13 protein-coding genes are annotated in these 23,146 nt (G+C 73.0%); 4 read left to right on the top strand and 9 right to left on the bottom strand.

Going from position 1 to position 23,146, the window contains the following annotated elements:
- Positions 1–196: 196 nt before the first annotated feature.
- From AB0958_RS13120 to AB0958_RS13105, 4 genes are all read right to left on the bottom strand, one after another.
- Entirely contained in the window at positions 197–883 is a 687-nt protein-coding gene (locus AB0958_RS13120; protein ID WP_366890467.1) for a hypothetical protein, read from the bottom strand.
- A 153-nt stretch (positions 884–1,036) separates the two neighbouring features.
- The gene (locus tag AB0958_RS13115) at positions 1,037–1,453 is read right to left on the bottom strand and encodes a hypothetical protein (protein WP_366890466.1); all 417 of its coding nucleotides are present in this window, start codon (positions 1,451–1,453) and stop codon (positions 1,037–1,039) included.
- A gap of 183 nt (positions 1,454–1,636) precedes the next feature.
- Entirely contained in the window at positions 1,637–3,007 is a 1,371-nt protein-coding gene (locus tag AB0958_RS13110; RefSeq protein WP_366890465.1) for an MFS transporter, read from the bottom strand.
- Positions 3,000–4,916 carry a glycoside hydrolase family 15 protein gene (locus tag AB0958_RS13105; protein ID WP_366890464.1) on the bottom strand — a complete coding sequence of 639 codons (1,917 nt, stop codon included), beginning with the start codon at positions 4,914–4,916 and terminating at the stop codon, positions 3,000–3,002. Before AB0958_RS13105 ends, AB0958_RS13110 begins: the two co-directional genes overlap by 8 nt.
- Positions 4,917–5,130: 214 nt before the next feature.
- Here AB0958_RS13105 and AB0958_RS13100 point away from each other — a divergent pair, with 214 nt between their 5' ends.
- Complete coding sequence (locus AB0958_RS13100) at positions 5,131–6,459, top strand: helix-turn-helix domain-containing protein (RefSeq protein ID WP_366890463.1); 1,329 nt, start codon at positions 5,131–5,133, stop codon at positions 6,457–6,459.
- Between the two features lie 63 nt (positions 6,460–6,522).
- Here AB0958_RS13100 and AB0958_RS13095 read toward each other — a convergent pair whose 3' ends face one another.
- Positions 6,523–7,920, bottom strand: coding sequence for a GH25 family lysozyme (locus AB0958_RS13095; RefSeq protein ID WP_366890462.1), 1,398 nt, complete (start codon positions 7,918–7,920; stop codon positions 6,523–6,525).
- Positions 7,921–8,250: 330 nt separating this feature from the next.
- On the opposite strand from AB0958_RS13095, the gene AB0958_RS13090 reads away from it, so the two are divergent.
- Together AB0958_RS13090 and AB0958_RS13085 are read left to right on the top strand one after the other, a co-directional pair.
- Complete coding sequence (locus AB0958_RS13090) at positions 8,251–9,159, top strand: polysaccharide deacetylase family protein (protein WP_366890461.1); 909 nt, start codon at positions 8,251–8,253, stop codon at positions 9,157–9,159.
- A 152-nt stretch (positions 9,160–9,311) separates the two neighbouring features.
- Positions 9,312–10,103: a hypothetical protein gene (locus AB0958_RS13085; protein ID WP_366890460.1), complete on the top strand. Its 792-nt coding sequence runs from the start codon at positions 9,312–9,314 to the stop codon at positions 10,101–10,103.
- 99 nt (positions 10,104–10,202) lie between these two features.
- Here AB0958_RS13085 and AB0958_RS13080 read toward each other — a convergent pair whose 3' ends face one another.
- Together AB0958_RS13080 and AB0958_RS13075 are read right to left on the bottom strand one after the other, a co-directional pair.
- Positions 10,203–11,828 carry a S53 family peptidase gene (locus AB0958_RS13080; RefSeq protein WP_366890459.1) on the bottom strand — a complete coding sequence of 542 codons (1,626 nt, stop codon included), beginning with the start codon at positions 11,826–11,828 and terminating at the stop codon, positions 10,203–10,205.
- A gap of 114 nt (positions 11,829–11,942) precedes the next feature.
- The gene (locus AB0958_RS13075) at positions 11,943–14,873 is read right to left on the bottom strand and encodes an AAA family ATPase (protein WP_366890458.1); all 2,931 of its coding nucleotides are present in this window, start codon (positions 14,871–14,873) and stop codon (positions 11,943–11,945) included.
- A 237-nt stretch (positions 14,874–15,110) separates the two neighbouring features.
- Here AB0958_RS13075 and AB0958_RS13070 point away from each other — a divergent pair, with 237 nt between their 5' ends.
- Complete coding sequence (locus AB0958_RS13070) at positions 15,111–16,427, top strand: alpha/beta hydrolase-fold protein (RefSeq protein ID WP_366890456.1); 1,317 nt, start codon at positions 15,111–15,113, stop codon at positions 16,425–16,427.
- A 28-nt stretch (positions 16,428–16,455) separates the two neighbouring features.
- Here AB0958_RS13070 and AB0958_RS13065 read toward each other — a convergent pair whose 3' ends face one another.
- Together AB0958_RS13065 and AB0958_RS13060 are read right to left on the bottom strand one after the other, a co-directional pair.
- Positions 16,456–18,195, bottom strand: a complete 1,740-nt coding sequence (locus tag AB0958_RS13065; protein WP_366890455.1) for a phospholipid carrier-dependent glycosyltransferase — start codon at positions 18,193–18,195, stop codon at positions 16,456–16,458.
- Between the two features lie 86 nt (positions 18,196–18,281).
- Positions 18,282–23,102 (bottom strand): family 43 glycosylhydrolase, encoded by a 4,821-nt coding sequence (locus AB0958_RS13060; RefSeq protein WP_366890454.1) that lies wholly within the window; start codon positions 23,100–23,102, stop codon positions 18,282–18,284.
- Positions 23,103–23,146: the final 44 nt, after the last annotated feature.

Below are 23,146 nucleotides of genomic sequence, written 5' to 3'. Positions count from 1 at the left end.
CGTCCGCTCGGGACCCGTCTGACCGCGGCCCAGGCCGGCCGACGGTGTTCCTTCCGGTACTTGAGCGCCGGACGCATGCGATCGCCTCCCGCTACGACCAGCAGCATCAGCTCGGGTCGGCGCATCGCCGAGCGGCGGCTCGCATCGAGGGAACCGGCCGGAGGGGGCGCTCCGGGGCGGGGGCCGAGCGTTCGGTTCAGGTGTGGGGGGTGGTCTGCCGGGGTGAGATTCTCGCGGCCACGAGGTGTTGGATCAGGCGGAGTGCGCGTTCGGTGTCCCAGAGCCGGGGGGAGGCCAGCGGGCCGCTCTCGGCGCGCAGTTCGTCCGGTGGGAGATCCGCCGGGGCGGGCAGGATGCGCAGCACGTCGGTCAGGAACGTGCCGAAGTGCTCGCCGACCGGTTCGGCGGACGCCCGGCGCAGTTGGTCCAGCGCTGCCTCCACCGCGGTCAGCCGCGCGAGTACGGCGGCGTCGTCGACCAGTTCCCCGGCCGGGGGAGCGAAGTCCATGTACCGCATGATCCGTTCGGCGGCCACCGCGTCGGCCGGTGCGGGCCGCCACTCGTGGGCGTCCATGGCGGCGAAGGCGCGCTCCACGATCTCGGCGACGGCACGGGCGGTGGGCCGCGGGTGCAGGGCGAGCGGTCGGCCCGGCCAGTCGCCCGCGTACTCGGCGAACGAGGGGTCGCCCTCGATGTCGCTGTCCACCACGATGTAGTCGATGTCGATCCTCTCGCGAGCGCCGGAGTGCTCCCACAGCAGTTCCACGGGGTGGTGGGCGTGTTCGTCCAGGAACTTCCACCAGGCCGCTCGGGGGGCCGGGGCGTCGAGCAGCTCGAGCTGGATCCTGCACTGGTGACACACCACGTCGACGAATTCCGACATGTCTTCCTCCACCCTCTCCCGTCTCATCGCGTCGCCGGTGTCGTCGACGATGCGTACCGGGAGTCCGGCGGTCGGCCTCGCCCGCCCGCGGTGCGGCGTCCGGTCGTAGTGAACGAGCAGGAGCTGAGCCGCCGTCAGCGTCGATCTGGAAGGCTAGGAGCCTATGCCGTTCAGATAGTCGACCAGTAGACCGGTCGCCCATTCGGCGTCGTATAGCGCGCCGGGGACGATTCCCTCCGCCTCCCTCGGCATGCGCTCGGCGGACAGGTCGTCCAGCGGCGCGAGCAGGTCGGCCACCGTGTGCAGGAGTTCCGCGAGCACCCCGGTGCCGAGGGCATCGGCCGTATCGTGGATCTCGTCGCGGTCCTGCCGTACCTTCTCCAGCCTGGCGGTCACCTGCTCGGGACCGGTCGCCTCGCCGGGTGGCGCGGGAAACGTGAGCACTTCGCGCAGGCGCCGGATCGCGGCCGACTCGGAGGCGTCCGGGCTCCAGAGCCGCGGGGACAGACGGGCGGAGGCCTCCTCGACCGCACGGTGTACGGCCTCGGCGAGCGGGCGCGGAGCGCTCATCAGCGGCAGCGCAGGCCAGCCCGCGGCGTACTCCGCCAACGTGGGACACCAGACGTCGCGGCCACCGATCTCGACGAATTCGGGACCGACCTCGTCCCATTCGACGGCCGATTCACGAAGCACACGAGTTCAGCCGTGTCGGACAGTGGGGTACTCCAGACGTTCCCGTGCGCGATCGGGACTTCATTGTCGGGGCAGGCGGGCCGCCGCGGTGAGGCCGCCCAGGCCCGCGACGGCCAGGGCGGTCATCGCGGCGGCGTAGGCGCCCCTGTCGAGGCCGGCGACCAGGATGGTGCCGGCGATGGCCGTGCCGAACGACGAGCCGAGGTTCGACACGCTTCGGGACAGCCCCGAGATCTCTCCCTGCTGCTCCTCGGGGAAGCTCGACTGCACGACGTTGACCGACGGGGTCAGCATGACACCCAGGCCGAGCCCGATGAGGAGCAGGCCGGGCACGAACGCCCAGGCGGTGGCGAAGGTGCCGGCCAGGGCGATCAGGACGATCACCCCGGCGACGGAGACGGCGAAGCCCGCCATCACGAGCGTTCGCTGGGCATGGCGGCGGGCCAGGCGTTCGGCCGACAGGGACGTGGCCAGCAGGCCGAGGGTGGCCGCCGTGAAGACGACACCGGTCTGGATGGCGTCGTAACCGCGGACCACCTGCAGATAGGCCGCCACCGTGAACGACGTGCCCATGAGCAGCAGCCACTGGAGGTTCTGGGTGACCAGCCCGAGGTTCGAGGTGCGGTTCCTGAACAGCCGAGGGGACAGCAGGGGCTCTCGGCCCGACGCTTCCGCGGCGCGGGCGGAACGGAAGAACCACCACAGCACCAGGGCGCCGGACACCAGCAGGGCGACCATGAGCCAGACGTTGTTGTCCGCGGCCAGGATGCCCGTGACCACGAGGACCAGGCCGACGGCGGAGAGCACCGCCCCCTTGGTGTCGAAGGAACGGCCGGGATCCGGCGGCAGCGGATCCTCGATACGGCGGCCGAGCAGGACGATCACCGCGATCACCAGCGCCTGGAAGACGAACGCGGCGCGCCAGCTGACGAAGGTGGTGATGAGCCCGCCGATCAGCGGCCCCGCGGCCGCGCCGATCCCGCCCAGCGCCATGACCACCCCGAACGCCCGGGCCCGGGAGGTGACGTCGGGATACAGGAGGGTGGTGAGGATGTAGACGGGTGGGATGAGCAGCGCGGTGCCGACGCCCTCGAGGATCGAGTTGCCGAGGATCAGGACGCCGAGTCCGGGGGCGGCCGCGCTCAGCAGGGCACCTACCGCGTAGACGAGCAGGCCGGCCAGGAAGCAGGGTTTGCGGCCGTACCGGTCGGTGAGCTTGCCGCCGGGGATCATCAGGGCCGCCATCACCAGCAGGAAGACCGTGATCGCCACCTGGACGCCCTGGACGGTGGTGCCCAGGTCCCTGCTGATGTCGTTGATCATCACGTTCATGTTGGAGCCGGCGAAGCTGCAGATGAACTGGGCCAGGGCGAGCGCGGCCAGGACGCGTCCCGGACCCGCGGGCTGGCCCGTGCCGGCGGTCTCAGCCACGTGGGACGTTCCCACCGGGGTCCTCCTCGGGCGCTGTGAGGCCGTAGACCGCCGTCGGACGCCGACGGTCGCGGTGGCGCGGTCCGGTGCCCGCCTTCTGCAGTTCCTCGTCGAGCGCCATGGCCGCGGTGATCAGGGAGAGGTGGGTGAACGCCTGCGGGAAGTTGCCCAGTTGCTCGCCCGAGGGTCCGATCTCCTCGGCGAACAGGCCGACGTGGTTGGCGTAGGTGAGCATCTTGTCGAAGGCGTGGCGGGCCTGCTCCACCCGGCCGCTGCGGGCGAGTGCCTCGACGTAGAGGAAGCTGCACAGGTTGAACGTGCCCTCCGAGCCGCGCAGGCCGTCGGGGGACGCCTGCGGGTCGTAGCGGTAGACGAGGCTGTCGCTGACCAGTTCCTCGTCCATGGCGTCCAGGGTGCTCAGCCAGTCCGGGTCGCGCGGCGAGAGGAAGCCCACCCTCGGCATGAGCAGCAGGGAGGCGTCCAGCACGTCGCTGTCGTACTGCTGCACGAAGGCCTGCCGCTTGTCGTGCCAGCCGCGCTCGACGATCTGGCGGAAGACCGCGTCCCGGGCACCGGTCCAGCGGGCGAGGTCGGCGGGGCGGGAGAAGCCGGTGGCCGCGCGGACGCCGCGGTCGAACGCCACCCAGGTCATCAGCCTGCTGTACGTGAAGTCCTGGCGCCCGCCGCGGGTCTCCCAGATGCCCTCGTCGGGCTGGTCCCAGTGGTCGGCGAGCCAGTCCAGCACCCCGCTCAGCGCGCTCCAGCCACGCAGCGCGCCGATGTCGCCGCCCACGATCAGGGCGTCCGACGCCTCGCCGTAGATGTCGAGCTGGAGCTGGTCGGCCGCCGCGTTGCCCGCCCGCACCGGACGGGATCCCCGGTAGCCCTCCAGGTGGTCGAGGGTCTCCTCGGTCAGGTGGGGGTCTCCGTCGACCCGGTACATGATCTGCAACGGATCCGCCGAGGTGGCGTCCTTGGCCTCGATCCGGTCGCGCAGCCAGCGGCGGAAGGCGTGTGCCTCGTCGTGGAAGCCGAGGTCGATCAGTGCCCTGACGGACAGGGCCGCGTCCCGTATCCAGGTGTAGCGGTAGTCCCAGTTCCGCTCACCGCCGACCTGCTCGGGCAGCCCCATGGTGGCGGCGGCGACGGGCGCCCCGGTGGGGGCGTAGGTGAGCAGTTTCAGGGTGATCGCCGAGCGGTTCACGATGTCCTGCCAGCGGCCCCGGTAGGTGCAGGAGCGCAGCCACGACAGCCAGAAGCCGCGGCAGGTGTCCAGCGCGCCGGCGATCCCTTCCAGGGACGGGGGCGGCGGTGCGGGGGTCCCGGCGGGCGCGCTGGTGAGGACGACGGCGGCCGCCTGGCCGGCGGAGAGGGTGAAGCGGGCGCTGACGTCGTTGCCGTCCGGGTGGACGACCACGCCGGTGGTCGACTGGAGGTGCAGGTCGGTCCCCGCGCTGTGGAAGACCGCCGCGTGCCCGTCGGCCTGCGAGAGCGTGTGCGTGGCGCGGCCGTAGTCGAAGCGCGGCTGGCAGCTGAGGGCGAACGGGAGGGTGCCCCGTACGACGCGGGCGACCCGCACCAGCTGGTGGACGCCGGTCGGGGTGGCAGACTCGTCCGGCACCATGAAGTCGGCGACCTCACCGACCCCGCCGGGGGCCATGAAACGGGTGATCAGGATGGCCGTGTCGGAGAGGTACAGCTGCCGGGCGGTCATGCCGTCGCCGTCCGGGAACTCCGCGGCCAGCCGGCAGTGGCCGCCGCGTTCGGTGTCCAGGAGCGAGGCGAAGACGCTGGGCGAGTCGAAGCGGGGGGTGCACCACCAGTCGACTGTTCCGTCGGACGACACCAGGGCGGCGGTCTGGAGATCGCCGACCAGGCCGTGCTCGGCGATGGGCGGGTACCGATTCACAGTGTCTCCCTGCTCGGGGTCCGGCGTGCTGCGGCAGCTCGGGCAGGGCGTGGGCGCCCCGCCGACGCCAAGCGTCCACCGCCGCCGCACCGGCCGCCTCACCCACGGCGGGTGAAACCGTGAGCAGTGCTTGTGCTTGGCGGAATGGCACACACGTTCCTTTGCTGCCGTGTAGCTTCTACGCGTCAACGGAGGCCCGAGCGAGGATGGTTGCGTGGTTGCCTCTCCGCACGGCGAGAAGTTCGCCGCCCGCCTTCGGATGCTGAAGGAGCGCAGCGGCCGGGGCTACGACCGTCTCGGCAAGGAGGCCGGGGTCAGCGGTTCCAGTCTGCACCGGTACTGCTCCGGCCTCAGTGTTCCGACGGACTACCGGGTGGTCCACGCCTTCGCGAAGGTGTGCGGCGCCAGCGCGGCGGAACTCCGCGAACTCCACCGCCTGTGGGCGCTGGCGGACGCCGACCGGGAAGCGGCGACCGCGCCCCTCGCGGGCAGGCCCGCCCAGAACCCGAAACCGACGACAGCCCCTGAGACGCCCACGGGCCAGGAGCCGGGCGAAGGCGCGAAGTCGGACGCGGATCCGGAGCCGGGCGGGGGTCCGCGGGCGGGTGCGGATCCGGAGCCGGGTGTGGGCACGAAGTCGCGTCCCGGCCTCGTGTCTGCGTCGGGCAACGGTCTGTCCGTGGCACCCGGTCCCGCGCCGTGGTCGGCCTCGGCGGCGGGGGAGCCCGCCGTGGCCGTACCGGAGGAGGCCGCGGCGGACGACGTCACCCCGGTGGGCGGCGCCCGGGGCAGGCCGGGCGCGGGCAGGTCACGCCGGCTCCGGGTGCCGGAGAAGCCGTCCTCGCGTTCCGCGATCCTCGCCACCGTGGCGGCGGTGGCGCTGGTGGCCGGTCTCGTGTGGCTGTCCGGCCGGCACTCCGAGGGTGCCGCCCCCGCGACCGGCGACAAACTGCTGTACTCCCCGGCGTGCAAGACGGTCAGCATGGGCCAGCACGACGAGTGCGTACGGGAGGTCCAGACCCTGCTGGCGCGGGCCAAGGGCAAGCTCGCCGTCGACGGGGACTTCGGCCCCGAGACCCTGCGCCGGCTGACCGCGTTCCAGGTGCTGGCGGGTCTGCCGGCCACCAGCGTGGCCGACGACGCCACCAGGAAGGCCCTCTACGCCCAGCGGGTCTCGATGACGACCTGGTCGACGGCCAGGGTGGCGCGGCGGATCCGCGAGGTGTTCGTCGAGGACCCCGGCACCGCCGTGGCCATCGCCCGCTGCGCGTCGTTCCTCGACCCGCTGTACGTGCTGCCGAACACCAACGGCTCCCGCAACTGGGGCGTCTTCCAGATCTCCGACGCCCGTCTGCGGGACCTCGGCGGCACACCGCTGCGGGCGTTCGACCCGGACTGGAACATCCGGGCGGCGCACCGGCTGTGGAGCGTACGGCACGACTTCCACGACTGGCCCTCCTGCCAGGCGGCACTGAAAGCCACACCCGGGACGACACCCGGGTCCACGCCCGGACCCACGGGCACGGCGGCCCCGAAGAGCTGATACCGGGGCCCCGGATACTCCCCTGTGGTACCCGAGGACCCCGGAGCATCGGGGCAGCCGGTGTCAGCGGTTGGCCAGCCGGTCCAGGTCGGCCCGGGTGCCGTTGAAGAGGTCCGCGGTCGCCGGGGCCTGGATGCCCGGGAAGAGCGCGGCGTCGGTGTACTGCCACATGGCCCAGGTCGTCGAGCCGTCCGGCAACGGCGGCTCGGTGATCGACCGGCGGTAGTCCGCGAGTTGCAGCGGGTATCCGGCGAGGGCGGTGGTCGAGCCCAGGCAGTCGTCCAGGAAGGACTTCTGGGTGTAGACGATCGGGGTGCGGCCGAAGGCGGCCGTCACCCGGTCGAGCCAGGCCCTGACGTCGTCCACCGTGCCGTAGGCGGGGCAGCGGCCGGTGCCGTCGTCCGTGCGTTCGAGGTCGAACACCGGCGGCAGGTCGCCCGCGCGCTGCCCGGTGTAGCCGGTCGCCCGTACCGCGGCGATGAACCGGTCGGCCTGCGCGGCGCCCGTGTCCGGCGACGAGCCCGTGTAGAAGTGGTACGGCGCCACGGCCAGCCCCGCCGCCCTGGCCGCGGGCAGATCGGTGGCGAGGTACGGGTCGGTGACGTTCAGGCCCCGGGTGGCCTTGACCGTCGCGAACTCCACGCCCGAGGCCCGTACGGCGTCCCAGTCGATCGGCGCGCCGCCGGGGTGCTGGTACTCGGCCGTGTCGAGGCCGTCGATCGGATGGCCGGCGGGGCGTGGCGGCGCGCAGTACGTGTCACGACCGGCCCAGTCCACCAGTGCCGCCCAGGTGTCGGGGCCCACGACACCGTCGGTGACCAGGCCCGCGCAGCTCTGGAACTCGACGGCCCGCGCCTGGGTGCCGCCTCCGAAGTCGCCGTCGATCGCGAGCGGCGGATAGTGGAACGGCTCCATGGCCAGGTTCAGCCGGCACTGCACCTCCTTGACCTCGACGCCGTTCGCGCCCTTCCGCAGGGTCGGGCGGGTGTCGGTGTGTCCGCACCCGCCGGCCTGCGCCGTGCCCGGGGTGCCCGAGGTGCCCGGGGCGGCGCAGGTGTGCGGCCGGGCGGCCCAGGTGTTCAGCGCGGCCCAGGTCTGCGGCCCGAGCACGCCGTCCACGCCCAGCCCGGCGCACGCCTGGAACTCCTCGACCCGGGTCTCGGTCGCGGGCCCGAACGAGCCGTCCGCCGCGATGGGCGGGTACCGGCTGGGCTTCGTCGCCAGGTCGAGTTCGCACTGCGCCTCGGCCGTCGGGATCCCTGTTGATCCCAGCCGCAGGGCGGGCTGTTCGGCGGTGTGCCCGCAGACCGCGACCGCGCCCATGCCCGTGCCCGTGCCTGCGCCCGCGACCGCGCCCGCGGTGGCCGACGCCTGCGCCGCCTGCGCCGCGACGGGCCCGTACAGGGGCAGGACCGCTGCCACCGCGAGGGTCAGGCCCCGCACAAGCGTCCTCCGTCCCATCTGGTGCTTCCCTCCGGTTGGTCGGCCGGGAGCCCCCGGCGCGCACCAGGCTGACAGCGGCCGTCCCGAGGACCGCGGCTCCCGGCGCCGATCGGGACGTCGGGACGGTGACACGCCGGTGACCTGCGAGGACGGATCAGCGCTGGGATGCGCATGGGACACGCGCGGTTCGGGAGGCGGTTCAGCCGGGTGCGGCAAATGCTCCACAAAGGTTTGTTGGGCAAGGCTTGTCCGGTGTCCTGACGGGCCGCGGCGATGTGCCGCCTAGCATGTGCGTGCCACGTCTGTGTGGCACCTGTGCGTGGCACATCGGGGCAGGTGGGAGAGCGGATGGGAACGAGTCGGCGCATGGTGCTCGCGGCTCTGGCCGGGGGAGTCCTGGCCGGTTGCGGCGCACCGGCCAAGGACAGCGCGGCGGCCGAGGCGACCGCTGCGCACAAGGCGGGTACGGCGGCCTCCGGACCGCCCTCGCCCGAGGCCTCCGGCACCGGTCCCGCGGCCGCGTCGCCGCACCGGACGGTGCGCCCGCCCGCCGTCACCCGCGCCGAGATCGTCGCCGAGTACGGCCGCGCCGTACCCCGCAGCTGGGGTTTCGACGCGCCCGGCGTGGTGCACCGGCTGCCCGCCGGGCACCGCGGGATCGCGCTGACCTTCGACGCCTGCGGCGGCCCCGGCGGCAGCGGCTACGACCGGGACCTGATCGACTTCCTGCGCAAGCGGGAGGTCCCGGCCACCCTGTTCCTCAACTCCCGCTGGATCGACGCCAATCCGGCCCTCTTCCGCACCCTGGCCGCCGAACCCCTCTTCGAGATCGGCAACCACGGCACCCGCCACCTCCCGCTCTCCGTCACCGGCCGCTCCGCCTACGGCATCCCCGGCACCCGCAGCGCCGCCGAGGTCTACGACGAGGTGGCCGGCAACCGGGAGAAGCTCACCCGCCTGCTGGGCGAACCGCCGCGGTTCTTCCGCTCCGGCACCGCGTACTGCGACGACGTCGCGGCCAGGATCGTCACCCGGATGGGCGAGCGGTTCGCCGGCTTCTCGGTCAACGGCGACGCGGGCGCCACCTTCACCCCCGAGCAGGTCCGTACGACCGTCGGGGCCGCGCCCGCGGGGTCCGTCGTCATCTGCCACATGAACCACCCCGAGGGCGGCACCGCCGAGGGCGTCGCCGCGGCCGTACCCCGTCTGCTGGCCGCCGGCCACACCTTCGTACGGCTCTCGGACGCCGTGCGCTGAGGGCCCCGGCCGCACGTCCCCGACGGCACGGTGAACACGGTGCGAATCCGCGGGCAACCGTGTCCGTCCCCCGTGTGTCTAGGCAGCGTGACGCATCATCAGGTCCCGCTGTCCGCGGACGGTGAGGCCGCTCGGTCCCGAAGGGGGATTCCATGCGCATCCGTCCGGCCGTCACCGCCGCCGTGTCCCTGGCCACCGCCCTGTCCGTGTCCGTCCCGGCGGCCGCCCACGCGGCGGACCGGGCGGGGTCCGCCGGCACGACGTTCTCGCACGTCGTCGTCAACGGCGGCAAGGACCTCGTCCTGGGCCCGACCACGAAGAAGACCGTCACCATCGCCTGGACCGCGACCGACCCCGACGGCATCGCCGCCTCCTGGGCCTACCTGTGGCACGGTCCGAACACCGACGACGCCGACGGCCTCCTGCCGCACTACCCGCCGAACGGCACCTGCACGGTGTCGGCCACCGACCCCACCACCGCCACCTGCGCGGTGAGCTTCGGTGTGGACGCGGCGAAGGACCTCCACCGCAACGCCGTCGCCGGCACCTGGCAGGTGCTCGCCGGGGCGCAGGACGGCACGGACGACTGGACGGAGATCGACGCCGCCGGCACGGCCCACCTCAAGCGGCTGGCCAGAGCCACCGTGAACGCCTCGCCCGAGCCGGTGCGCAAGGGCGGAACCCTCACGGTCACCGGCAGGCTCACCCGCGCGAACTGGGAGAGCGGCGGCTACACCGGCTACCAGGGGCAGCGGGTCGAGCTGCAGTTCCGCAAGAAGGGCAGCAGCACCTACACCACGCTGAAGACCGTCACCACCGGCAGCGGCGGATCGCTGCGGACCACCACCAGGGCCCGCACCGACGGCTACTTCCGCTTCCGCTTCGCCGGCACCACGACCACCGGCCCGGCGACGGCCACCGGGGACTACGTCGACGTCAGGTGACGGGCCGGGTCGGGCCCGGATGCGGGAACGCCGCCGCGCGGACCGGGAGTCGTCCCGGTCCGCGCGGCGGTCGGTGGGGGGTGGTCGCTGGGGGCGGGGTCAGCCGAGGAGCTTGGACGCCAGGGTGGCGGCGTTGTACGAGCCCCAGCCGGTGGTGAAGTCCCAGCCGGAGGCCGCCGAGTAGGCGCCGTTGCTGCCACTGGTGATGTCGTGGAAGCCGGTGCCGCTCGCCGCGTACAGGGCGGGGTTGGCGAAGCCGAGGCCGGCCTTGCCCGCGGCCGCCGCCTGCTGGTTGTAGAGGGCCGCGAACGCCGCCCACTCGGGGGCCGCCGCGCTGGTGCCGCCGACCGAGGACCAGGAGCCCTGCGAGTAGATGGAGACGCCGGGGCTGGGGTTGGCGTGCGCCGAGACGTCCGGGACCTGACGGAAGCCGCCGCCCGCGCTCTTCTGGACGGCCGTCTGCCAGCTCGGGATCTTGAAGACGGAGGACTTGCCGCCACCGCCGCCGGACCAGGCCACCTCCTTGCTGAAGGCGTTGGACGAGGTGACGGTCAGCTTGGTGCCGCCGACGCCCGTGACGTACGGGTCGCTGGCCGGGTAGTCGACGGAGGTGCCGCCGTCGCCCGCGTCGTCGGAGCCGCTGTCGCCGGAGGCCGCGTAGAAGCCGAGGCCCTGCGCGGCACCCGCCTTGAAGACCGCGTCCACCGCGTTGATGTTGGAGGTGGTGCGGGCGGACTCGGCGGCGCCCCAGCTGATCGAGGTGGTCGCGATGCCGCTGTCGACGATGGCCTGGTACGTGTCGACCTCGCCGGCGTCGGAGTTCGGGCCCTCGAACACGGTGACGTTCGCCTTCGGGGCGATGGCGTGCAGCACCTCGATGTCCAGCTCGACCTCGACCTGGCCGTCACCGAGCGCGCCGGAGCCGCCGTCCACCTTGGACACCGTCGGAGCGGGGGAGCCCAGGCTGTAGTTGGTGTCGTACTTGGTGATGTTGGACTGCTGGAAGCCGTCGAACTCCAGCAGCGCGATCTTCTGGCCGCTGCCGGTGTACGTGCCCGAGACGTTGTAACCGCCCTTGAGCTGGGCCGGGGTGTAGCCGCCGCCGGGGCCGTTGTGCGGGGAGACGGTGCGGTCGGTCGCCTGGTGGTGCAGCTGGACCCGGTTGTTGAGGCCCGCCACGTCGCTGACGATGGCGGCCAGCGAGGACGGCAGCGTCGGCGCGGTGTCGTTGGCGTAGAAGGAGCGGCCCGACGTGTTGTCCTTCCACGTGGACAGCCGGGTGCCGAAGGCCTTCTGCAGCTGGGCGGCGGTTCCGCTGGCGTCGACCAGCAGGTTGCCGGAGTGCACCTTGCCGACGGTGACGCCCTGCGAACGCAGGTAGTCCTTCAGCTTCTTCACCTCGGCGTCGGTCCGGCCGAAGCGCGCCGCGAACTGGCCCTTCGTCAGGTAGTGGCCGTAGGAGGCGGAGTGCGGGTCGCTGACCTTCGCGATGAAGGTGTCCAGTGCGGTGCCGCCTCTGGGGGTCAGGCTGATCGCCACGGATATGCGCTTGCCCGCGGCGACCCTGCCGGTGCGGGCGGCGTCCTGCTTCAGGCCGGGCAGGACGTCTCCGGCGACGGCGGCACGCGCCGTGTGCGGGGCGTTCGCCGCGTAGGCGGCGGGGACGACCGCAGTGACCAGGGCGGGCGCGGCGACCAGGCCGAGCAGCTTCAGACGAGACTTCACCGAAGTCCTCCGGTGGGTGGGGGGTGGGGAGTGGGAGCGTCCCGGGAACGGAACGGCTTCACCGTAGGAACTCCGGCCCCGCCCCCATAAGCGGGGGAACCCTTGCGTTGCGTGTTAACCGCGGGTGTCGAGGGTGCGCGGGACGCGCGGGCGCGGCGGCTGACTGATCGTCATCGTGGTCGCCACGGTGCGGGGTTGGTCGTCGTCGGCGGTGTCGACCGGCGCCGCCCCGGACGCGAGGACCGCGACCGCCATCGCGTGGGCCAGCGCCGTGCGGGACCGCACCCCGAACTTGCGGTACACCCGCGACAGCGCCCCCTCCACCGTCTTGACGCTGATGAACAGCTCCGCGGCCACCTCCCTGTTGGTGGCGCCGCCGCCGACCAGCTCGGCGATCCTGGCCTCCGTGGGCGTCAGTTCGGGCCCGCCCGCCTCGCCGCCGCGCTCCCCGGCGTCCAGCCGGGCCAGCTCGTCCCCGGCCCGGACCGCGAGCGGGGCCGCACCGATCCGGCCGGCCGTCTCCAGGGCCTCCGCCAGCGCCGCGCGCGCCGCGTTCCGGCGACGCGCCCGGCGTTCGACCGCGCCGAGTGCGATCAGGGTCCGTACCAGCTCGACGGGCAGCGGGAGCCGGCGCAACCGGTCGACGGCGCCGTGCAGCCGTACCGCCCCCTCCTTCGCCCGGCCGAGGGCCGCCTCGCGCAGCCCCTCCGCCCGCTCCAGCGCCGCCAGTACGCTGCCGGGCGCGCCGCCGGACACCCGCGCCCGGGCGTCGCGGAGCACCTCCCCGGCCGCGTCGGTCTCACCCAGGACGACCAGCGCCTCGGCCAGGTCGGCGTACCAGTGCAGCAGCGGCGGGTCGGCGGCGGACATGGCCTCGCCGAGTTCCCTGACCCGCTGCAACGCCTCGACGGCGGCCGCGGCCCCGTGCGGATCCCCGCCGAGCAGCTCGGCCTGTCCGAGCACCGCGAGCGCGCGCAGCAGGAACAGCCGGTCGCCGTCGGCCTCCGAGGCCCGCACCGCCCGCGCGGCCAGTCGCCGGGCCTCCTCGGCGGTGCCGCCGGCGGTCGCGGCGAGCGCCGCCGCGTACAGCGCCGGAGCCGCCTCGGCCATGGCGCGCGCGCAGTGGGCCGCGGTCCGCACGGCCTCCCGGCAGTGCCCGGCACGGACCTGGATCCGGGTCAGCGCCACCCGGGTCGCCAGCAGCTCCTCCACCCCGGCCGACTCGCCGACCGCCGCCAGCAGCCGTACGACCTGGTCGCGGGCCTCGGTCACCCGGTCGGAGTCCAGGGCGAGGATCGCCCGCATCCGGACCAGCCGCCGGCTCTCCGGGCCGCCGTCGGCGCCGCCGGCCAGCGCGAGCGCCTCGCCCAGCGCGGCGTCGGCGGCGTCCGGCCGTCCGCCCAGGGACCGCACCCGGGCGAGGGTGGCCAGCGCCCCGACCGCGGTGTCCGTGTCGCCCGCCGCGGCCGCCTGCCGCGCGGCCCGCCGGGCGTGCCGGGCCGCCTGCGCCAACTCCCCGCACAGCAGACCCCGCACGGCGGCCCAGTGATGCAGGGCGGCCTCCGCGCCGGGATCCCCGGCCGCGTCCTTCAGCCCCTCCTCGATCAGGTCCCCGGCACCCTCCAGGGCCTGTCCGGCGCCGCGCAGCAGGACCAGGCGGGCCCGCACCCGCCGCGCCGCGGAGTCCGACCGGGCCAGGACCGCCCCGGCCGCCTCGGCCGCCTCCTGGGTCAGTCCGGCGTCGCAGGCGTACTCGGCGGCGGCCAGCAGCCGTTCGGCACGTTCCGCCGGGAGCCCGGCCGGGGTGCGGCGGACGGCGAGCGCGGCGAGGTCGTGGGCGGCGCCGGGGGCCCCGTCCCGGCGGGCGGACCCGGCCGCGGCGATCAGGGTGCGGGCGGTGGCCTCGTCCTCGTACGGGTGGGCGAGCGCGAGGTGCCGGGCCCGCTCCACGGGCGCGGTCACCGCCCGGGCCAGCAGCGCGTGCGCCTGCCTGCGGCCGTGCTCGGGGGCGTCCGCGTGCACGGCCGCCCGCAGCACGGGGTGGTGGAACCGTACGACCCCGTCGGCGTCGGCCGTCGCGATGCCGAGCCGTTCGGCCCGCGCGAGGTCCGCGGCGGGGTCGGGGAGCCCGGCGGCGCGCAGCAGGGTGAGGGTGGGGCGGGCGGCGACGCTCGCCACCAGCAGGGTGTGCAGCACCGGCTCGGGCAGCGAACGCGCCTTGGCCAGCAGGAGGTCGCGCAGTCTCGGCGGCACCGGCGGCACCGCGGGGTGGTCGGCGGGCATCCGGGCGTGCCGCGCGGCCCGCCCCAACTCCATTGCGTAGTACGGGTTTCCGGCGGCCGTTCGCTGGACCGCCCGCAGCAGCGCCGGGGGCAGGTCGGCGTCGAGGTCGGCGCGCACGAGCCGCGCCGTCTCACCGTCCGTCAGGGGCGGCACCGGGAGCTCGACGGTGCCGGCCGGGCAGCAGCGCAGCCGGCCGGGCTGGCCGCCGTCCGCCACCCGCTCGGTGGCGAGCATCCGTATGCCGGGGGCCGGTCCGGTGCCGGTGCCGAGGTGGCGCATCGCGAAGGCGAGGACCTCGGCGGTCGGCTCGTCGAGCCATTGCAGGCCGTCGACGACCAGCAGGAGGGGGCCCGTCGCGGCCAGGGCACGCAGCACGTCGAGGACGGCGAGGCGGACCGCGAGCAGACCCCGGCCGTCGGCCGGTTCCCGGCCGCGCAGCAGGGCCGCCCGCAGCGCCGCCCGCGGCTCGGGCGCCGGCGCGTCCAGGCGGCTGTCCGGGACGGCCGCGAACAGGTCGACGAGTCCGGCGAAGGGGAGGCCCGTGTCGGACGCGGCGGGGGTGCAGCGCAGGACGGCCGGGGTGGTCGTGGTCGCGAGCGGGTCGCCACGTGCGTCCCCGAGCGGGTCCAGGAGGGTGTTCACGAGGGCGTCCACGAGGGCGGACTTGCCGATGCCCGCGGGGCCGTGCAGGAGCACCCCGGGGCGCGTCGCCGCTTGGGCCCGGGCGGCGTCGAGCAGCGCGCGGCGCCCGGTCAGAAGCATGTGTTCATGACAAACCTTGATGATCGGCTTGTCAATGACGTCGGTCACCCGCCGGGTCCGGCCCGAGGGCGGACCCCTGGGTAAGACCCGGTGTGACCTGGGTAAGTCTCCAGGTGTGACATAAAGGAACAGGCAATGACTTTCTCCTGAATCCGTCGTTACGGAACGAGGAAGGCTCTCCAGCCCTCCTTCTGTGCGTAGGCAATGTGCACAGGCAGGGAAGTCAGGACTGACGACATGGGTTTGACCAGTCGAACGACCGTATACGCGATGGTGGCGCTGGCCGCTCTGTGCGTGGCGCTGCTGGTTTGGATCTGGCCACGGCTCGCCAAATCGGGGCTGTGGCAGGTGCTGGGCCGGCTGGCGGCGATCGGTGTCACACAGGTGACGATCGTCGCCGCGTTCGCGTGCGCGGTGAACTCGTCCTACCAGTTCTTCGGATCCTGGAACGAGCTGTTCGGGAACGTCGACACCGCACCCGTCGGCGTGACCCAGGCGGCCGGCGGGAACGGCAACGGCACGGTGAACGGCATCAGCACCGTCCACGGCGGGGCACTCGTCCAGCCCGCGGGCGACGAGCAGTTGCGCCGGGTCAGCGGGCTGCCGAACGGACCGGCCGCGGCCGTCGGGCGGGTGGAGTCGGTCAAGGTCATCGGCCGGCGCACCGGCGTGGTCGACCCGGCCTTCGTCTACCTGCCGCCGCAGTACTTCCAGAAGGCGTACCACCGGATGCGCTTCCCGGTGATCGTCGCGCTCAGCGGGTACCCCGGCAGCATCTTCAACCTCGCCCAGCACCTGCGGGTCTCGCAGACCGCGGGCGAACTGCAGAGCAAGGGCCAGATGCAGCCGACGATCATGGTGATGATCCGGCCCACCGTCGCGCCCCCGCGCGACACCGAGTGCGTGGACGTGCCGGGCGGACCGCAGACGGAGACCTTCCTGGCCAAGGACCTGCCCGAGGCGATCAAGTCCGCGTACCGGGCCGGCCACGACGCCAGTGCCTGGGGCGTCATGGGCTACTCCTCCGGCGGCAGCTGCGCGCTCCAGCTGACCATGCGCAACCCCGGCGTCTACACCACGGCCGCCGCCCTGTCGCCCGATTACCGGGTCAAGGACGACCCCACCACCGGCAACCTCTTCGGCAGCGGTCTCGGCCGCCAGGCCCGGGTCGACGGCCACGATCTGATGTGGCGCCTCAAGCACCTGCCCATCCCGCAGGTCTCCGTCCTGGTCGCCAACAGCAAGCACGGCGAGAAGGGCTACCCGGAGACCCAGGCCTTCATCAAGGCCGTCAAGCCGCCCATGAAGGTCGTGTCGATACTCCCCGAGAACGGCAGCCACAACTTCCCCACCTGGGTACGGGAAATGCCCGCCGCCCTGACGTGGATGAACGGCCAGCTGACCTTCCCGCAGGACGTCGTACCCCGCCACCTGCCCAAGAAGAAGGCCCCGGCCACGGGCGCCCCCAGCCCGACCCCCAGCCCGAAGCCCGACAAGGCCTCCCTCCGGGCAGAGGGCACCGAGCCCCGGCCCACGGCCACCACCCGCCGCTAGCCGGCGGGCCCTGCGCCGGGGGCGGTCCTCAGATCCAGGTGTCCAGCCACATCCGGGACTGCCAGCCGGTGTAGGGGATCGTCCGGCCGGTGTAGATCGGGAAGAAGTAGACGAAGTTCCAGGCGATCAGGACGACGAGGGCGCCCGCGGTCATCGCGCCGCGGATGCGCCGGTGGCGGGTCGCGTCCGGGGGGCCCGCCAGCGCGCCGATCATCATCGCCACGGCCAGGCACAGGTACGGGACGAAGACGACGGCGTAGAAGGAGAAGACCGTACGGTCCTGGTAGAGGAACCAGGGGAGGTATCCCGAGGCCACCGCGCACAGGATCGCACCGGCCCGCCAGTCGCGGCGCAGGGCCCAGCGGAACAGCAGGTAGCCCAGGGCCAGGCAGGCCGCCCACCACAGGGCCGGGGTGCCCAGGGCGAGGACGGTCCGGGTGCAGGCGGCCGCCGTGGTGCAGCCGTCCTGGCCGGGCTTCGGGGAGTCGTAGGCGAACAGCACCGGGCGGCCCATCACCAGCCAGCTCCACGGGTTCGACTGGTACTTGTGCGGCGTGTGCAGGCCCACGTTGAACTGGTAGACCAGGTACTCGTAGTGCCACAGGCTGCGCAGCGGGGCCGGTATCCACGACCAGGTGCCGCCGCGGCCGTCCGCCCAGTGGCGGCCCCAGCCGTCGTCGGACAGGAACCAGCCGGTCCAGCTCAGCAGATAGGTCCCCAGCGCGGTCGGTACCAGGGTGAGGACCGAGGGGCCGAGGTCCCGGCGCAGCACGGCACGGTACGGGCGTCGGGCGCCGGCGACCCGTCGGGCGCCGACGTCCCACAGCACGGTCAGCGCCGTGAAGAAGACCAGGACGTACAGCCCGTTCCACTTGGTGGAGGCCGCGAGGCCGAGGAGGACACCCGCCGCGAGCCGCCACGGCCGCAGGCCCAGGACGGTGCGGTCACCGGTGTCGGCGTCCGGGCGGACCCGGCCGTCCGCGTCGGCCGGCAGCGCCGCCGCCAGCCCGGCCCTGGTCCGGTCCCGGGCGAGCAGCAGACAGCCGAACGCGGCCAGCGCGAAGAACATCACCATCAGGTCCAGCAGGGCGGTACGGCTCATGACCAGGTGCAGACCGTCCATCGCCAGCAGCGCACCGGCCAGGCACCCCAGGAACGTGGAGCGGAACAGCCGCCGGCCGATCCGGCACAGCATCAGCACCGACAGGGTGCCGAGGAGCGCCGTCATGAAGCGCCAGCCGACGGGATCGAGACCGAACAGCCACTCGCCGACGGAGATCACCCACTTGCCCGTCGGCGGGTGCGCGACGAACGAACCGGTGTCGGAGAGCGGGATCACCTGGGGGTGCGCCAGGACCTGCGGGTCGGCGACCTTGCGGTCCGGCCAGGTGCCCTCGTAGCCGAGGTGCAGCAGCGCCCAGGCGTCCTTGGCGTAGTACGTCTCGTCGAAGACCAGGTCCCGCGGCTGCCCCAGGCGCCAAAAACGCAGGACGCCGGCCAGGAGGGCGACGAGCAGCGGGCCCAGCCATCCCGTGGCGCGCGCGAGCCGGGCCGCCGGGTCCGGGCCGAGGCCCAGGAGCCGCCACAGGTGGGTGGCGGGCGCGGGGAACGGCGGGACGAGGCGTTCCCGGACGCCGGCGACCGGTGGTGCGGTGCCCGGGGGAGCGGGGTGACCGGATCCCCGCAGCCGGTCAGGCCCGCTCCGCGGGGCCGCCGCCGGAGGTATGCCGTCGAGATCGTGGGAACGCGTCGCGCTGCTGCTCGTCACCCGCCGACCTTAATCCGTCAACGGGCCCGCACCGTACGACTGTACGAAGAGTGGGCGGTCGTACGGTGCGGGGGCGCGGCCGTGGTTCAGGTGTGACGCGGCCGTGGGGTCGCGGGGTGCCGTGGTCCGGTGGGCACCGTCACGGTGGCCGTGCCCCCGTCGTCGTCGGCGACCGTGACCACCGGGCGGTGGCCGCCCGGCCTGCGGTAGAGGTGCTCGGCCAGGCAGTCGGCGCCGCTGATCCGGCCCTTCGCCGGGCGGCTGCCGTCCTTCCAGTCGACGGTGCAGGTGTGGGTGTCGGAGCTGCCCGGGTCGGTGAAGCGGACGGCGAGGGTCACGTGCCGGTCGCCGTGGCCGCGGACGCCGGTGACGGCGGGCGGGGCGTTGGCGACGGTCACCGTGGTGGTGTCGGTGCTGCGGCCGCCGGTCAGGGTGAGGGTGAAGGCGCCGTTGTCGGTGCAGGTGACGGTGGTCGCGGCGGCTGCCGGGTCGGCGACCGCGCAGGGGGCACCCGCGGGCAGGGTCCACCTGGCGGGACCGGCTCCCGACACCGTGCCGGCGAGCGTGATCGCGGCGCCTTCCGTGCCGCCGGCGTCCGGGCCCGCGTGCACGACCGTCACCGGGTCGATGCTCGTGAGCGTCGGCACGACCGGCCTGATCAGCCCGTTCGCGTCGAACTCCAGCTTGTCGACGGTCGTTTCACGGTGCGTGCCGTCGCCGCCCGGGATGGCGAAGCGGTGGTAGGCGATGTACCAGTCGTCGGTGTTCGGGACGTGTACGACGCTGTGGTGGCCGGTGCCCTTGATGCCGAGGGAGAGGTCCTTGGAGAGGATCACGCCCCGCTTGGTCCAGGGGCCGGTGGGGGAGGGGCCGGTGGCGTAGGCGACGCGGTAGTTCTCGTCCCGCGTGTCGTTCTCGGACCACATGAAGTAGTAGACGCCGTTGCGCTTGATGACGAACGAGCCCTCGGTGTAGCCGCTCGGCGTGATGTCCCGGACCTTCGCGGGGTCGAGGGACGTCATGTCGGCGTTCAGCGGGACCACGTAGGCGTGGCCGTTGCCGAAGTAGAGGTACGACTGCCCGTCGTCGTCGGTGAAGACGGCCGGGTCGATCATCTGTCCGCTGAAGTCACCGGACTTGAGGAGCGGTTTGCCGAGGGCGTCCTTGAAGGGGCCGGTCGGTGAGTCGGCCACCGCCACCCCGATGTTCGCGTCCGCGCAGAAGTAGAAGTAGTACTTCCCGTCCTTCTCGGCGATCGTCGGCGCCCACGCCCTGCTGTCCGCCCAGCTGACGTCCGGGCCCAGGTCGAGGATGACCCCGCGGTCCGTCCAGTGGACGAGGTCGGTGGAGGAGTACGCCTTGAACCGCGTCCCGCTCCAGCCGTCGTAGCCGTCGGTGGTCGGGTAGAGGTAGAAGGTGTCGCCGAAGCGGACGATGTTCGGGTCGGCGTTCAGCCCCGGCAGCACCGGGCTCTTCATGACGAGCGCCGAGACCGTCCAGGTGCGCTTCCTGCCGTCGGAGCCCGTCACCTCGTAGGTCACCGGCTTGCTGAAGTCCCGGGCGCTCCCGGAGGCCGGGCTGATGGCGGCGCCGTGGGCGAGGGTGAACTCCGGCGCCAGCGAGGTGAGATCGGTGCCCTCGGTCATCGGCAGCGTGATCCTGCCGTCCGCGTCGTCCACGACGGCGTCGACCTTCAGGCCGGCCTGGGCCACCTTGGCGATCCCCGCGGTGTTGCCGCTGAGCTCCATCACTTCGGCCGCGGACAGCGCCCGGTCGTAGATGCGGAAGTCGTCGACCTCGCCGGCGAAGTAGGGATCGGCGGAGTACAGCGAGCGGCCGATGTAGCCGGAGTAGTCCTTGCTCGCGTCGTACAGCTCGGACGGCTTGACGGTGGTCGTGGTGCGGGCCGCCTGGACGCCGTCGACGTAGAGGACCATCGTGCCGGTGGCGCCGTCGAGGGTGACGGTGACGTGCTTCCACTGGCCGGGCGTGAGCTGCGAGCCGGCCGTCAGCTTCGACTCGGCCGACCAACTCGCCTTGGTGATGGCCGAGTAGAGGCTGGAGCCGCCGTTGGACGGAGTGGCGAAGAGGTACGTGTCGCTGTCGGGGCCCAGCCCGAACAGCCACTGGAAGCTGTTGCCGCCCTGCCACTTGGCGTAGGTCGACACGGTCACGCTGTCGGCGTCCTTCAGCACCCCGTTCGGGATCTTCACGTACGGCGAACTCGTGGCGTCCCCCGACATCTTGAAGGAGCCGCCCTTGACCCCCGTACCGAAGGCGGGCGTGCGGACGTACGTGCCGTGATGGCCGTGCCCGCTGGAGTCGACGGCGATGGTGCCGCCGGTCTCGTCGAAGTCGTAGTGCAGCAGCAGGTCGGCCGGGACGTCGGGGCTCTCGTCCGACACGGTGACCTCGGCCCGCACCGGGAGGGCGGTGCCGTCCGGGAGGCTGCCGGTGACGGTGAAGGTGCCGGGCCGCGCGTACGCGGACGCCGGGACGTCGTCCCAGGTGACGGCCGCGGGCCGGTCGACGCCGTCGGCGTAGGAGGCGATGACGGTGGCGGGCAGGACCGGGGCCTGCCCGGTCCTCGTCTTCACCTGCACGCCCTTCACGCTCTCCACCAACTGGTCGGGCTGATAGGCGCGGAGCAGTCGGTCGTACTCGGCCTGGGTGACCGGGAGCACGGTGCCGTGGCGGGGCCTGGCGGGCAGGTCGTAGTGCGCGACCGGGGTCCAGGCCCCGGAGTCGAGATCGGTGGTCTCGAACGGGATGTACCCGCGGCCCCCGAACTCGTCCAGGAACGCGTACCACCTGTCCTCGGTGTTCGACTTGAAGACCAACGGCCCCTCGGCCGCGTTCATCGCCCCCTTGCCGATGCCCTCGGCGACCGGCGTCCAGTCGGCCCCGAGGATCGAGTCGCTCTTCTCCTCGAAGACGAACTTGCTGTTGGGGGTCGAGGAGCTGTTGTTGCGCTCGTCCTTGGAGAGCCGGTAGTAGGTGCCGTCCTTCTGGATCATCGTGGAGTCGATGACCGACCAGCCGCGGTCGATCCACACCCTGGGCTCGCTGAAGGTGTAGAAATCCCGGGTGGTGGCGTACATCATCCGGTTGTACGTGTCGCCGGAGTGCGCGGCGTCGTCGTACAGCTTCGACGCCCAGAACACGACGTACTCGCCGAGCTTGGCGTCGTAGAAGGCCTCCGGGGCCCAGGTGTTGCCCGCGCTGTCGGGGGAGATCTTCACCAGCCGCTGGTCGGTCCAGTGGACGAGGTCGGTGGACTCCCAGACCATGATCGACTTGCTGCCGGTGCGCTGGGCGGCGTCCCAGTCGCCGTTGCCGTAGATCCTGAGGTCGGTGGCGATCTGGTAGAACTTGTCGCCCTCCGGGGAGCGGATGATGAACGGGTCGCGCAGGCCCTTCTCGCCGAGCGTGGAGGTGAGGACGGGCTTGCCGTCGTTCAGCTCCCGCCAGTTCAGCGGGTCGTTCCCCTTGCTGAGGGCGGCGTGGAGCTGTTCGCCGTCGGCGGTGCCCTCGCCGGTGAAGTAGCTGAACATGTAGCCCTTGAGGGCCTGCCGCGCGGGGAGTTCGGGGACGCGGGCGGTGAGGGCGCGGGTGGCGGTGGCCGTCCCCTTGGTGACCGTCGCGGTCAGGTCGACGGTGGTGGCTCCGGCACCGTGCGCGGGGCGGTGGACCGTGCCGTCGGCGGAGACCACGTCCGGGACGGCGGAGGACCAGGTGACCTTCGTGCCGTAGGCGCCGTCGGCGGGCAGGGTGAGGTTGCCGCGGACGTCGTCGAGGTTGTGGACGGTGAGCTCGTCGGCGGCCCGCCGGGCGGCGGTCGCGTCGTCGAAGTCGGCGAGGACGGTGATGTCGAAGGCCTTGGTTTCGGTGACCGGGCCCTTGGTGAGGGTCGCGGTGAGGGTGGCGTGGGCGTCGGGGGAGCCGGCGGCGGGCCGGGTCACCTTGCCGGAGGCCGAGACGACGCCGGGGTGGTCGCTGGACCAGGTGACGGCCGAGCCGCCCGCGGTACCGGTCTTCGGCAGGTCCAGGTCGGCGGTCACCGCACCGGTGTCCCCGAGGCTCAGCGCCGCCTTGTCGTCGGCGACGCCCCGGGTGTCCACAGGGAGGGCGAGCCGCTCCACCTCGGAGCCGTCCAGGGCGCGGTCGTAGACCCGGAAGTCCCGGATGCGGCCCTTGAAGAGCTTGTCGCCGGAGTAGAGGGACCTGCCGATGTAGTTGGCGACGGTGCTGCCGGACCCGATGGCGCCGGGCGTGAGGGTGACGGAGGTGTTGCGGCCGACCTCGGCGCCGTCCTCGTAGAGCACGCCGGTGGTGCCGGTCTGGGTGTACGCGATGTGCTTCCACACCGAGCGGGCCAGGTCGTGGGAGTCGGACGGCCTGGTCGTCTGCTCCGTCGACCAGTTGCCGGTGGCGAGGGAGGTGCGGAAGGAGTTGCCGGTGGTGAAGAGGTAGCCGTTGCCGCTGCTGCCGCTGGAGTTGCCGAAGCCGTACAGGAAGTACGGGGTGGACTGGGCGGAGTCGATGCGCACGTCCATGGACACCGTGATGGCGGCCATGCCCTTCATGACGTCGTCCGGGACCCTGACGTAGGTGTCGGAGCCGTTGAAGCCGAGGCCCTGGCCGGTGGCCGACCAGTCGGCGGTGCCGTTGACCGTGCCGTCGCGGCCGTTGCCCGAGGCGTCGGGGACGGTGCTGCCCGTGCTCCCGTCCAGGGGGTACCAGAGGGCGAGGCCGTCGGTGGGGGCGCCGGCTTCGGCGGGCCCGGCCCCGGCCGTCGCCGGGAGCGCCGGTCCGGCGAGGGCGAGGAGGGTGGCGGCGGCGACCAGGGCGGCGAGACGACCCGCCCGGCGTCTCGCGCGGCCACGGGGTCGTGCGGTGTGCGTCATGGGGGGCTCCCTGCAAGTCCCTTGCCGTTACATGGAGATGACAT

Source organism: Streptomyces sp. NPDC006655, from assembly GCF_040703965.1.
Lineage (GTDB): Bacteria > Actinomycetota > Actinomycetes > Streptomycetales > Streptomycetaceae > Streptomyces.
Note: the sequence above shows the minus strand (reverse complement) of the source record. Positions and strands in the feature narration are given on the sequence as shown.

Excerpts from the sequence above, each read along its gene's own strand:
- AB0958_RS13095 (WP_366890462.1), bottom strand. The coding sequence starts at position 7,920 with ATGGGACGGAGGACGCTTGTGCGGGGCCTGACCCTCGCGGTGGCAGCG.
- AB0958_RS13120 (WP_366890467.1), bottom strand. The coding sequence starts at position 883 with ATGTCGGAATTCGTCGACGTGGTGTGTCACCAGTGCAGGATCCAGCTC.
- AB0958_RS13085 (WP_366890460.1), top strand. The coding sequence starts at position 9,312 with ATGCGCATCCGTCCGGCCGTCACCGCCGCCGTGTCCCTGGCCACCGCC.
- AB0958_RS13075 (WP_366890458.1), bottom strand. The coding sequence starts at position 14,873 with ATGCTTCTGACCGGGCGCCGCGCGCTGCTCGACGCCGCCCGGGCCCAA.
- AB0958_RS13115 (WP_366890466.1), bottom strand. The coding sequence starts at position 1,453 with ATGAGCGCTCCGCGCCCGCTCGCCGAGGCCGTACACCGTGCGGTCGAG.
- AB0958_RS13090 (WP_366890461.1), top strand. The coding sequence starts at position 8,251 with ATGGGAACGAGTCGGCGCATGGTGCTCGCGGCTCTGGCCGGGGGAGTC.
- AB0958_RS13070 (WP_366890456.1), top strand. The coding sequence starts at position 15,111 with ATGGGTTTGACCAGTCGAACGACCGTATACGCGATGGTGGCGCTGGCC.
- AB0958_RS13060 (WP_366890454.1), bottom strand. The coding sequence starts at position 23,102 with ATGACGCACACCGCACGACCCCGTGGCCGCGCGAGACGCCGGGCGGGT.